This is a genomic window from Synechococcus sp. H55.2 (genome assembly GCF_047462495.1).
Classification (GTDB): Bacteria; Cyanobacteriota; Cyanobacteriia; order Thermostichales; family Thermostichaceae; genus Thermostichus.
Window position 1 is genome coordinate 1 of record NZ_JANSJH010000048.1, and the last position, 12293, is coordinate 12293.

Below are 12293 nucleotides of genomic sequence, written 5' to 3' on the forward strand. Positions count from 1 at the left end.
TGGGATCCCTGACGGTGGCGGAGTTCCTGGCCCAGGCGCGAGCGCTGGACTAGCGGCGGTTAGGCTACCTGTTCCAGCAGCAGCTTCTCGTTTGAATCTGGTTGAAATGTCCATAGTCGTTTCAAACAAGGTTAAGACTCTTCGCTGCCGTCCCAAGCGCTCCGCGCCGCTGACGCGTTCGCCTTTGCCGGCAGGGGGTGTTGGTACCCCCGACCCCTCTCCCGCAAGGGGAGAGGGGAGCTAGAGATCAACCAGCAAGCTGTTTCATAACCGTTTGCAATGACTATAGTTACTTTGAACCGAGGTGAAACAGCCTGTCGATCTAAGCCGTTCTCCTGCCCATACGATTGTAGACAACAGCACTATCAACTGTAGCCCTTACTACAGTATTGCTTCCTTCATCGGAGATACACTTTTAGGCATCTGCAGCCTGACTCCAGAGCGACGGCTCAAGGATAGATCCGATGCCCAAAACGCTGTTTAAAGTTGACCTGACCAAGCCGATGGATCAACAGGATCTGCCAGGTCACAACCGCTGGCATCCTGACATCCCTGCGGTGGTTTCTGTGAACCCCGGCGAAGTCTTCCGAATTGAGTGTAAAGACTGGACGGATGGACAAATTAAGAACAACGATGATCCTTCCGACATTGAGCAGGTTGACCTAAGTGTTGTTCATGTTTTAAGTGGGCCTATTTGGGTTAACGGCGCCCAGCCTGGAGATATCCTGATCGTCGATCTGCTGGACATTGGGCCACTGCCGGGAGACGAGTGGGGGTTTACAGGTATTTTTGCCAAAGAAAATGGCGGAGGATTCCTCACCGATCATTTTCCCAATGCGGCCAAGGCCATCTGGGATTTTCAGGGTATTTACACCACTTCCAGACACATTCCTCATGTGCGCTTTGCCGGCATTATCCACCCTGGCCTCATCGGCTGCGCTCCATCCCACAAGTTGCTGGCAACTTGGAACAAGCGGGAGGCTGAGCTGGTTGCTTCGGCTCCTGATTTGCGCACTTACGGCGCGGGCCTATCTGGTAATCAGCCTGTGCTGGCCGCCTTGCCCAATCCCAAGAACGCGATTTTGGGAACCCTGCCCAAGTCAGAGTATGAGCGGGTTGCTGCCGAAGCGGCCCGGACGGTGCCCCCACGGGAGCACGGCGGTAACTGCGATATCAAAAACTTGTCTAAGGGAACACGGATCTACTTTCCGGTTTACGTGGAGGGTGCCAAGCTGTCGATGGGAGATATTCACTTCTCACAAGGGGACGGAGAGATCTCTTTTTGTGGCGCCATTGAAATGTCAGGCTATATCGATCTCCATGTTGATCTAATTAAGGGTGGCGTTGAGAAGTACGGATTGGTTAATCCCATCTTTAAGCCTGGCCCTGTAGAGCCGCGTTACTCAGAATATCTTGTCTTTGAGGGCATTTCTGTGGACGAGTTTACAGGTAAGCAACATTATATGGATGTTCACATTGCTTACCGACGTGCCTGCTTAAATGCCATCGAATATCTGAAAAAGTTTGGCTTTACGGGAGAACAAGCTTATCTCCTGCTCAGTTCTGCACCCGTGGAGGGCAGGGTGAGCGGGATCGTCGATATTCCTAATGCTTGCTGTACGGTGGCCGTTCCTACACAAATCTTCGAGATAGATATCCTACCCAGGTAAATCCTTAGCTGTTCTTAGATGTTTCGAGCCATCTTGATATCTTTCTCAAGTGTTGGAGTAAGAAGATGCCCCTGTATGAGTTTAAGTGTCAAAGCTGTGGTGAGTTTGAGTTATGGCGACCTCTGTCTCAATACCGGGATCCAGCGTACTGCCCCACTTGTAAGCAAGAGGGTAAGCGTCTTATTTCGGTTCCCATGATTCAACTTTCTAGTTCCTTGCCAGCTCCAAAGGGTGAAAGAGAACCTAAGTTGATCAGGCGGGAACAGCACTCAAACTCTGACTCAAACTCCCGAAGGTATCGACTCCAATCTTGTGGGCGACCCTGGATGTTGCATCATTAGTCGTTTGTGGGCTGGTCAGACCAGATGAAGGAGCCCTGCAGACAATAGCAGCTATCAGGAGCCACAGCCCCGCTCTATTCGGCTGGGAAGCAACATGATGAATCAGCGCTTTATTTCATTTATTGGTGATTCGTAAGGGCCGCCTTGTGGGCGAACTCGCGCCCAAAGAGGCCACTGAAGAGCGTCTGGAACTGCTGATGGGAGATACCCAGGATTTTTCAGCAGCTCAGGAAAAGTTGGGGGTAGTTTGAGAAGACCCTGTTGCCCGCTCTTGGGCCAAAGCTGCCCGCCGCTGCTCCAAGTCTTGCGGGGAGATGCGCCCGTAGGTGACGCTCAGCTCCGCCAGCCGCTGGGCCAGCTCCGGCCGCAGCATCTCCTCGCGGTAGCGCCAGGCCCAGTTGTTCTCGGCCCTGCCGGGGAAGTTCATGCGCGCCTCTGCCCCCAGGCCCATCACATCTTGCAGGGGAATGATGGCCAGGTCGGCCACGGAAGCCAGGGCCAGGCGAATCAGATCCCAGTGGATGCCGTCAGATCCCTGGCAGCCCAGGTAGCGCAACAGATTTTGTTTTTCCCACTCCGGGCGTTCTGGGTCATGAAACCAGCCCACCACGGTGTTGTTGTCGTGGGTGCCGGTATAGACGACGAAGTTGCGCTCATAGCTATGGGGCAAATAGGGGTTATCGGGCCCCGAGCCAAAGGCAAAGAGCAGCACTTTCATGCCGGGCAAGCCAAATTGATCCCGCAGTTGCAACACTTCCGGTGTGATGTCCCCCAGGTCTTCGGCAATCACCGGAATTTCCCCCAGCCGGTCGGCCAACGCCTGAAAGAAGTCGGCCCCCGGCCCTTTCTGCCACTCGCCTTCTACTGCTGTTTCCGCCTCGCCAGGGATGGCCCAGTAGCTCTCGAAGCCGCGGAAGTGGTCGATGCGGACGCAATCCACCTGCTTGAGAATGGCCTGGATGCGCCGGATCCACCAGTCGTAGCCGCGAGCCTTGAGCACCTCCCAGTTGTAGAGAGGGTTACCCCAGCGCTGCCCAGTGGGGCTGAAATAGTCGGGGGGCACGCCGGCTACCTGCAGGGGCCGTCCCTGCTCATCCAGGTGAAACAGCTCGCGGTTGGCCCACACATCGGCACTGTTGGGGGCAACGTAGATGGGCAAGTCGCCGATCAGCCGCACCTGATGCCGATGGGCATACTCCCGCAGGGATCCCCACTGTTGGGCAAATAGGTATTGCCAAAACATCTGTTGGGTAATGGCATCGGCATAGCGGTCGCGGGCCTCTTGCAAGGCCAGGGGATCCCGTTGTGCCAGGGCCGGATCCCATTGGGTCCACTCCTGGTCACCATACACCTCTTTGAGGGCCATGAACAGAGCGTAGTCCGGCAGCCAGTCGGCCTCGGCAGCACAGTAGGCTTGAAAGGCTTCCCAGTCGGCGGCGGTGGCCTTGTCTTTGAAAGTGGCCCAGGCGCGGCGCAACAAGCCCAGCTTGAAGGGGATCACGGCTTCGTAGTCCACCTGCTCGCCATTCCCCGCCTGGATGGCCGGCCATTGGAGCAGATCCTGCCAGCCGCTGGGTTCCAGCCAACCGGCTTTGACCAGCAGCTCTGGGCTAATCAGCAGCGGGTTGCCGGCAATGGCAGAAAAGCTCATGTAGGGGGAGTTGCCCCAGCCGGTGGGCCCCAGAGGCAGCACCTGCCAGAGGCGCTGGCCGCTCTCCACCAGAAAATCCACAAACCGGTAAGCAGCCGGCCCCAGATCGCCAATGCCAAAGGATCCCGGTAGCGAGGTGGGGTGCAAGAGGATCCCGCTGAGTCTGCCCATGCGCATGGCTAAGCCTTTTTGCCCTGAGTGGTTTCACCGCCTATCGTGTCACTTTTGCAGCCCGATGGACAGCTCCAGAGGAGACAAAGTCCCAACCAAGTTGCAAAGGTGCCGGGATCCCGTCAGGCCATCTCAGGTGCAGGGCAGGCTTGGGCATACCAGTTGTAGAGGCCATCGCCGGTGGTGAGCCAAGTGTGGGGACGGGATTGGATGTGCTGCAGCGCTTTTTTCAGGGATCCCATGCGCAGAGGCTGCCCGACGATGAAGGGGTGCAGGCCAATGGCCATGATGCGGGGGGAGCGTTCCCCATCCTGCCAGAGGCGGTCGAACTGGTCGATGAGCGCTTGGGCAAAGGTTTCTGCCGGCAGGCGGGCGCTGAGACAGAGGCTGATGTCATTGGCCTCTAGCGTATAGGGGATCCCCAAGAGGGGGCCGGCGGCAGTCGGGAACCAATAGGGTTGATCGTCGTTCACCCAGTCGGTGGTGTAGCGGATCCCGGCAGCCTTGAGCAAGTCAAAGGTGTTCTCGCTAACGGAAAACCCCGGCGTCAGCCAGCCCCAAGGCCGGGAGCCCGAAACCTGCTCCAACAGGGACAAGCTGCGCTCGATCAGCTCTTGTTCGGCTGCGCGGGCCAGGCCGCTGTGGCCAGTGGAGTTGTTCCAGCCATGGGCCAGCACCGACCAGCCGTAGTGGCGGATCCCTTCGATGATGGGGGGGTAAAGCTCTACCATTTCCGCGTTCAGGGCGGCAGTTACCGGGATCCCCAGCTCGGCAAACAGCTCAAACAAGCGCCAAATGCCCACCCGATTGCCGTAGTCCCGCCAGCCGTAGTTGGCGATCTCAGGAGAGCTGGTGAGATGGGGTTGAATGGCCGTGCCCAGCCTGCCGAAGGTGAAGTGCTCGATGTTCATGACCACGTAGACGGCCACCCGCGCCTGATCCGGCAGGCTCGGCAACTTGCGGCTGGGCAGAGCTGAGTAGGCAGGCGGCAGCATCCCCCTCTCTCCAGACACTCCATACCACCTTAGCGGGCCAGCCGGCCTTTCGATTCCCCGGCAAAGGACAAAGCCCGCACCTCTTCCAGGGTAAACAGGCGACGAAACGGGATCCCCATCTCGCGGCAGCGGTCTTCTGCCCCTTCCAGCCGATCCACCAGCGCCAGGATCCCTTCCGCCTGATAACCTGCTGCCCGCACCCGCTCGACAGCCTTCAAGGCCGAGCCGCCGGTGGTCACCACATCTTCCAAGATCCACACCCGGCTGCCCGCCGGCAACTCCGGCCCCTCAATCCAGGCCTGGGTGCCGTGACCTTTGGGCTCTTTGCGCACGATCAGGGCAGGTAGGTTGGCAGGCTCAGCGTGCAGAGAAGCCAGGCTCACCGCCGTCACCAGCGGATCCGCCCCCAGCGTCATCCCGGCCACAGCTTCGGTTTCGGGAGGCAACAGCCGATGGAGCAGGGATCCCACCAGGTAGGCACCCTGGGGATGAAGGGTGACCGGCTTGCAGTTGATGTAGTAGGGGCTCTGTTGCCCAGACGTGAGAGTAAAAGATCCCTCCCGGTAAGCCAGTTGAGCAAGGAGATACAAGAGTTTCTCCCGCGCTTCCTCTGAAGAAAGGGTCAGGGGAGAGCAATCGAGAAGCAGCACAGCAGGGATCCCCTCAGACAACCACCTGAGCCATCAGTTGCTCGACCAGCAGAAGCAGTGTGTTGGCAACAGAAGCCGGCTCTTGGGCATTCAACGTGGCGTAGGGAATTGAGCCATCTTGAGGGTTCAAAAGCAACAAAATATCTTCTGGATCCCAGGCATTGGGGTGATCGACATGGGTGATCCCGATAACCGAGGGGACATTTGACCTCGCCTTCATAAAAGCTTGGATGGCCTGGGCATTGCGAAACTGTCCGGGCAAGTGGGCGGGCACCAAAAGGATGTACCCATGGGCGCGCTTGATCAAAATATCCCACATAAAGCTAAAACGGGCCTGGCCGGGGGTGCCGTAGAGATGCAGCCACATCTCTTCTCCCTCTTCGCCAATTCTCAGGCGGCCAAAGTCCATGCTGACCGTTGTGCTCTTCTTAAGTTCTGCCACCTCATCGGTGGCCTTGCGATCCGTGTCGACCACTTCGATCTCGCTAATGGTGCGGATAAAAGTGGACTTTCCAGCCCCCACCGGCCCGGTTACAACAATGCGGAGAATATTGTCCATAGTTAGCCTCAGTCGTAAGCCCCCAGCGCAGACCCGCCTGTACAAGCTTAATGAATATTTAAGAGGAAGCTAAGCTGGTAGCGATCAGGCGTTTAAACAAAGCCTCGCTCATGCCCGTTTCTTGCTGAACAGCGTTATAGGCCACCTCAAGATAGGCTTGCTCAATAAAGGAAAGGTCGATCATACAAACTTTGCTTAGACTCATCCGCAGCTGCTCGGGCTTGCCCTCTTTGACCAGCCGGCGGCTCACCTCCTGCACAACCGTAGCCATAGCCGGCACCACGTGTTGAGGGCCGATGCCAACCCGCACATGAACTAGGCCGATTTTCCAGCGGCGCTCGGCATACTGGGGGCCCCAGTTATCCATGCCTGTGAACATTTCCTTAAACCAGTCGGCAAAAGTCTGGCCCAGCCGCTGCCGGTTATGCTTGGCAATGACAGCCGCCATCTCGGCATCGCGATCCAAATAGCCGTAAAAGGCATCCGACATTTCTGCGGCGATGCTGCTGCCCCAGTCGGCACTTTGCTGCAAAATCCTCTTATCTTCATCTGTAAATTGGGTGCGCGACATCAGGACTTGCAGCAGCTCCAGAGGTTTGATAGCCATAGTTCCCTCAAAATCAAGTCAAAATCAAACTTAGCTTCCCCACTTAGCCTCTCTACTTCATGGCTTCCGCAATGCTTGCTGCCACACGCTTCATCTCCAAAAACAGCAAGCCCTGCTTTACCTCAGCGCTGGCAATCGTCAGCAAGACAGCATCGGGGCCGCAACTGGCTAAAACTCCGTATCCTTTTTCTCCCTGCACAAAGATTCTCTCTATGGTCCCACGACCCAACTCTTTCCCAATCCGCTCCCCCAAAGAAAGCATGGCAGCAGACATGGCCGAGGTTCTTTCCTCGTCCATGCCTATGGGCAATGTGGATGCCAAGGGTAGTCCATCAGGAGTGACCACAGCCGCTCCTTGAATTTCTGGCGTGCTGGAAACGTAGTTCTGGAGAATTGCCTGCAAAGAGGATAAATTAGCCATCCTTTCTCTCCCCGCTTTCAAGTCTTTTTATCATCTTCCCGCCCACTTTACGGTTACTGATGATCCTGCCCGCTGCAGAAGATACTGCCACAAAACCCTCTCACTTATCACGGACTCCCTTCAGTAAAGTAGCCAGTCGCGCAACCAGTGAGGGCTTGACCCGGTCGCCTCCTTCCTGGAAAGACTTAGTGCCCAGCTTTTCTTTCGCAGCTTCCAATTCCAAACTGTCTGCCACCGCTGCCGACTTATCTGAGAAAACCAGAGGCGAAGAGGGAACAATGGCCGTTGGTCTGTCACAGGGGCTGATGAGCCCCAGCTTGGCCAGGCGGGCGCAGGCATAGCGAACTTCCAGAAGATCTGCCCCCAGCAGCCGGGCCAAGTCAGTCAGCCGGCGCGAAGGCGAAACCTGCTCCAGGATCCCCCACTCCAAGGCAGAGAGCTTGTACAAGGGCAGCTCAGTGCTGGTGCGCCAGAAATAGCTGTCCGGCTGCGGCAGGTTCTCCTCAGGAAGCTGATCGAGCTTAAGCTGCTGTAGCCCTTCTAGAACCACAGCACTGGCCCCCTTGCTCAGGCCAGTCATCTCCCGATAAGGCATAGGTGAGTTAGGTAGGAAGCTGAAGTGGCCCGCTTCCAGAGCAAACAAGCTGTAGAGACCCACCTGCAGTTGGTGGCGGAAGAGCTTGGCCAAAGCTGCCGGTGAGATCAACCCTTGCCGCTGCAAACACCGCCCCAGCGGCTCTTCCAGTCCACAGAAAGAAGCCAGCTTTTCCACCACCCGCTCGCTGACCAGGCCGGAACGGGCCAACAAACTCTCCAAGCGATGCTCCTCTTCGGGGGGCAGAGCCGCAATCACCCGACCTTGATAAAACCAGATTTTGTAGATGCCGTTTGGGGCCCAGATGGAAAGTTGCCCTGTCTTGCTGCCCCTTTCGATCAGTTGCAACAGATCGGGCAAAGAAAATTCCTGGAGGTCTCCAACGATGGCCATAGCAATTCTTTAGCCTCCCTTAAGTTGAGTATTGGCGCTTTCAGGGATCCTCAAAGACACCACCATTCTCATTCGCTGATTCCCAGACAACAACCGTGTAGCGACGGCAAAGCCATCTTCGCTCAAGTACTCAACCTGGCAGCAATTTTACTGACGAACGATTTCATTGGAGAGATAGGGTCTAGGCATTGAGCTGCGTAGGATTTTGGCATCAATTCCTATCACTATTGTGTCGCTCTGATCTAGATCCGTTACAACCATTCAGCTCATCTTTACCTAAATTAACTTCGTAAAGCCAGCGTGGGGAAATAGCATAAGATTTTACCCTACCGGCTTATTTTTCGCGAATGGTTTTGAGGAGGGTGGAGAGGCGGCTGACCAAAGAAGGCTTAACCAGCTCCTTCTCTTCCCGAGGGTTGGGGAGAAGCTTAGAAGCCGCCGCGAGCGCAGGCTGGGGTGAAGCCGCCGAGCTGTCGCAGGGGCTGAGCAACCCCAACTTGGCCAAGCGGGCACAGGCATAGCGCACTTCCAAGAGATCTGCCTTCAGGGATTGGGCCAACTCAACCAGGTTGCGAGTGGGGGAAATCTGCTCTAGGATTGCCCACTCCAGCGGCGAGAGTTTGTACAAGGGCAGCTCGGTGCTGGTGCGCCAGAAGTAGCTGTCCGGCTGGGGCAGGTTTTCTTCCGGGCGCTGATCCAACCGAAGCTGCTGCAGCGCTTCCAGAACCACGGCGCTGGCCCCTTTGCTTAGGCCGGTCATCTCGCGGTAGGGCAGGGGCACGTTGGGCAAAAAGCTAAACTGGCCAGCTTCTAGGGCAAAGAGGCTGTAGAGCCCCACTTGCAGTTGATGGCGGAAGAGCTTGGCCAGAGCTGCTGGCGAGATCAACCCTTGCCGCTGCAGGCAAAGGCCTAGAGGCTCCTGCAAGCTGCAGAGGAAGGCCAACTCCGCCACCACCTGCTCGCTGACCAGGTTTAAGCGCACCAGCAAGCGCTCCAACCGGTGCTCTTCTTGGGGAGACAAGGCCGCCACCACTCGCCCCTGATACAGCCAAACTCGATAAATGCCAGTAGGTGCCCAAACTGACAGTTGGCCCGTTTTCTTTCCTTTTTCCATCAAATGCAACAGGTCGGCTAGGGAAAATTCCTGAAGATCTCCGAGCATTGCCATGTTTCCGCGCTCCCTCCACCTATTGGATCCCGCCTTTTCAGTATTTTCTCGGTTTTTCCCTTGCTAAGCAAGTTACAAAAAAGGGCAACTCCGGGCAAGCTTAAGCTCGATTCTACACTTAGATGCTCAAAAGTTACAGCCAATTCATCTTTTCAATCAAACTTAACCAGAGTCCCCACTCTCTCGGCCTCAATGGAGCGGAAGTTGTGGCAGAAATCCAGCAAAACTTCGGAAACAGCAACAGATAGCAGGTAGGATATTTGTAGCTTTTAATACTTTTTAACTCTGACCATCAGAGGATCCACTGAATACAAAAGTTCGCTTGAGAAGGAGCGAATTGAGGACTACACTGAGGGAGCTAAAGGCCATGAGGCCGCCTGCTAGAGCGGGGCTGAGGCCGAGGCCGAATCCGGGCAGAAGCGCGCCGGCGGCCACCGGGATCCCGACCAGGTTGTAGGCGAAGGCCCAGAGGAGGTTTTGCTGGATTTTGCGGAAGGTGGCGCGGCTAAGGCGGATGGCTTCCACGACGTCCCAGAGGCGGTTGCGCATGAGGATGATATCGGCAGTCTCTAGGGCGGCAGCGGTGGCAGAGTGCAGGGCCATGCCCACATCGGCTTGGGCCAAGGCGGGAGCGTCGTTGATGCCATCGCCCACCATGGCAACTCTCTGGCCCTGGGCCTGCAGATCTCGGATAACCTGGGCTTTATCTGCCGGCTGCACCTCGGCAATGACGCGGATCCCTGGCACCTGTAGAGCTTGGGCCACCTGCTGGGCCACCTCGGCCCGATCCCCAGTCAGTAAGACCACCTGCAGGCCCATTTTCTGGAGCTGTTGCAGGGTTGCCGGGGCATCGGGCCGCAAGGGATCCTGCACCGCCAACAGCCCCACCAGGGATCTGTTCAGGGCCACGCCCACCACCGTTTTGCCGGCTTGCAGCAGCGCCTTGGCTTGGGCCTGCGCTTCAGGAGAAAGCGGGATCCCCAGGGCGGCAAGCCCCTCTAGGGAGGCCAAGAGGACCTCTTGCCCTTCCACCCGCGCCGAGGCCCCCACTCCCGGCTGGGTGTGAAACTCGTCGGCAGAAAGCAAGGGCAGTCCCTGCTCGCGGGCGGCCCCCAAAATGGCTTGGGCTAGAGGATGGCGGGTGCCGCTTTCTACTGTGGCCGCCAGTTGCAGCAGCCGAGCCGGATCCAGGGCAGGGTCGAGGGCAAGGCAATCCGTTAGGTGCGGATCCCCCTGGGTGAGGGTGCCGGTTTTGTCAAAGACAACTGTTTGCAGGCGGTGGGTTTTTTCCAGGACATCGCCGCCGCGGATGAGCAGTCCCCGCTCCGCGCCCAGTCCGGTGCCCACCAAAATGGCTACGGGCGTGGCCAATCCCAGCGCGCAGGGGCAGGCCACCACCAGCACCGAGATGGCCAGCTTAAGGCTGAGGAGCAGAGGGGTAGGATGGGGGGGGTGATCCCCTAGGTGCAGAGAGGAGTGGAGACCAACCCCCATCAGGATCTCGCTTCCCCAGAGCGGGATCCCGATCCAGTACCAGAAGGCAAAGGTGAGAAGAGCCAGTGCCACCACGCCGTAGGTGAAGTAACCGGCCACCCGGTCGGCCACGCCTTGGATAGGGGCCTTGCGGGCTTGGGCTTCTTCCACCAGGCGGATGATCTGGGCCAGGGTGGTGTCTTTGCCGGTGCGCGTAGCCCGGCACAGCAGCAATCCCGATTGGTTGACCGTCCCGGCCACGACCGGATCCCCTGGCTGTTTGAGCACGGGTAGGGATTCGCCGGTGAGCATGCCCTCGTCCACCGTGGCCTGGCCGGCAATCACTTCTCCATCCACCGGGATCTGCTCCCCGGCCCGCACCTGCAGCCAATCCCCCACCTGCACTTGTTCGAGGGGGCACCACTCTCCCTCTGAGGTCAGGGATCCCGCAGTCTCTTGGGGTGGCACTCGGCGAGCCAAGTTGGGGCGCAGGCTCACCAAAGCTTGCAAGCTGCCGGCGGCCCGCAGACGGCTCTGCTGCTCCAGGGCCCGCCCCAGCAGGATGAAGCTGAGCAGCATCACCGGCTCGTCGAAAAAGCACTCCCAGCCCACCTGCGGGGCCAACAACCCCACCAAACTGGCCAGGTAGGCGGATCCGGATCCCAGGGCGACTAGGGTGTTCATGTTGGGGGCCAGCCGCCGCGCCGCCCGCCAGCCGTCCAGGACAAGGTTGCGGGCCGGGCCGACGAAGGTCAACGTCGCCAACCCCCAGTGCAGCCAGACGTCGTTGAGGACGGGCAAGCCCAGGCGGGCGAACAGATCCAGGTGGCCGGCAGCAGAGATGAGCAGTAAAAAAGCGGCGGTGAGGGCCTGGCGAATCTGGGCTTGGGTTTGCCGCCGCTGCCGCGCGATGGGATCAGCGGGCGCATCCAAGGCATGATCCCATCCATCTGGGGAAGGAGCTCGATCTTGGGGAGAATCGGCAGCGCAGGAGCTGGGAAACCCCGCCTCTGTCAAGATGCGGGCCAGATGCTCGGGGTCAGGGCGGCTGCCAGGGGCAAATTCCACAAGGGCCGATTCGGTAACTAGGTTAACGCTGGCTTTGACCACCCCCACCTGCTCGAGCAAGACTTGCTCGACGGCCCGAACACAGCCGGCACAGCTCATGCCGCCCACGTGGAGCAGCAGGGATCCCTCCTGAGGGAGCTCAGCCGGATCCCTTGGTCTGTCTGTCGCGTGGGTCATTGCATCTGTGGTGGCCATCTTCATCCTCACGTGGTTGACACCCTCCTAACTTGCCGCAACTGCGAGGAACTCCATAGCAGCTCTTGCGGGCAGCCCTTCTTCAAAGGAGCCTGTTCAAGGATGCTAGCAACCTCCGGGAGAGGGTGCGCAGACAGCCCCCGCCCTTGACCGTCCTTGGCAGCAGAGGGCAGGCTTTTCCCTCTGCTTTTGAGGAGAGAGACTCAGTAGAGTAATTCCAGCTAGATCAAAAACTTTGCCAGGAATTGCCCATGAAGTTCATTTTCCCTCTCTGCTTGGCCGGATCCCTATTGTCTGCCCAGGCACAGGGGATCACCCCTCTTTTCCCAGAAACTT

At 58.1% G+C, this 12293-nt stretch carries 11 protein-coding genes; 2 read left to right on the plus strand and 9 right to left on the minus strand.

Annotation, left to right across the window (positions count from 1 at the left end):
• Positions 1-464: 464 nt before the first annotated feature.
• Together fmdA and NW844_RS07295 are read left to right on the plus strand one after the other, a co-directional pair.
• Positions 465-1670 carry a formamidase gene (fmdA, locus tag NW844_RS07290; RefSeq protein ID WP_414334726.1) on the plus strand — a complete coding sequence of 402 codons (1206 nt, stop codon included), beginning with the start codon at positions 465-467 and terminating at the stop codon, positions 1668-1670.
• A gap of 65 nt (positions 1671-1735) precedes the next feature.
• Positions 1736-2011, plus strand: coding sequence for an FmdB family zinc ribbon protein (locus NW844_RS07295; RefSeq protein ID WP_414334727.1), 276 nt, complete (start codon positions 1736-1738; stop codon positions 2009-2011).
• Positions 2012-2237: 226 nt separating this feature from the next.
• Here the strand turns inward: NW844_RS07295 and malQ are convergent, their stop codons facing one another.
• The 9 genes from malQ to NW844_RS07340 all read right to left on the minus strand — a co-directional run bounded on the left by malQ (position 2238) and on the right by NW844_RS07340 (position 11957).
• Complete coding sequence (gene malQ, locus NW844_RS07300) at positions 2238-3839, minus strand: 4-alpha-glucanotransferase (RefSeq protein ID WP_414334728.1); 1602 nt, start codon at positions 3837-3839, stop codon at positions 2238-2240.
• A gap of 116 nt (positions 3840-3955) precedes the next feature.
• Positions 3956-4828: a polysaccharide deacetylase family protein gene (locus NW844_RS07305; RefSeq protein ID WP_414334729.1), complete on the minus strand. Its 873-nt coding sequence runs from the start codon at positions 4826-4828 to the stop codon at positions 3956-3958.
• Between the two features lie 29 nt (positions 4829-4857).
• Complete coding sequence (gene pyrE, locus NW844_RS07310) at positions 4858-5478, minus strand: orotate phosphoribosyltransferase (protein ID WP_414334730.1); 621 nt, start codon at positions 5476-5478, stop codon at positions 4858-4860.
• A 13-nt stretch (positions 5479-5491) separates the two neighbouring features.
• Positions 5492-6037, minus strand: coding sequence for a GTP-binding protein (locus NW844_RS07315; RefSeq protein WP_414334731.1), 546 nt, complete (start codon positions 6035-6037; stop codon positions 5492-5494).
• Between the two features lie 58 nt (positions 6038-6095).
• On the minus strand, positions 6096-6644 hold the full coding sequence (locus tag NW844_RS07320) for a protoglobin domain-containing protein (RefSeq protein ID WP_414334732.1): 549 nt from the start codon (positions 6642-6644) through the stop codon (positions 6096-6098).
• Between the two features lie 52 nt (positions 6645-6696).
• Positions 6697-7065, minus strand: coding sequence for a roadblock/LC7 domain-containing protein (locus NW844_RS07325; protein ID WP_414334733.1), 369 nt, complete (start codon positions 7063-7065; stop codon positions 6697-6699).
• Between the two features lie 100 nt (positions 7066-7165).
• A complete protein-coding gene (locus tag NW844_RS07330) occupies positions 7166-8053 on the minus strand; it encodes a DUF4388 domain-containing protein (RefSeq protein WP_414334734.1) in 888 nt (295 codons plus the stop codon).
• A gap of 334 nt (positions 8054-8387) precedes the next feature.
• Positions 8388-9221 (minus strand): DUF4388 domain-containing protein, encoded by an 834-nt coding sequence (locus NW844_RS07335; RefSeq protein WP_414334735.1) that lies wholly within the window; start codon positions 9219-9221, stop codon positions 8388-8390.
• Positions 9222-9500: 279 nt separating this feature from the next.
• Complete coding sequence (locus tag NW844_RS07340; protein ID WP_414334736.1) at positions 9501-11957, minus strand: heavy metal translocating P-type ATPase; 2457 nt, start codon at positions 11955-11957, stop codon at positions 9501-9503.
• Positions 11958-12293 lie beyond the last annotated feature (336 nt).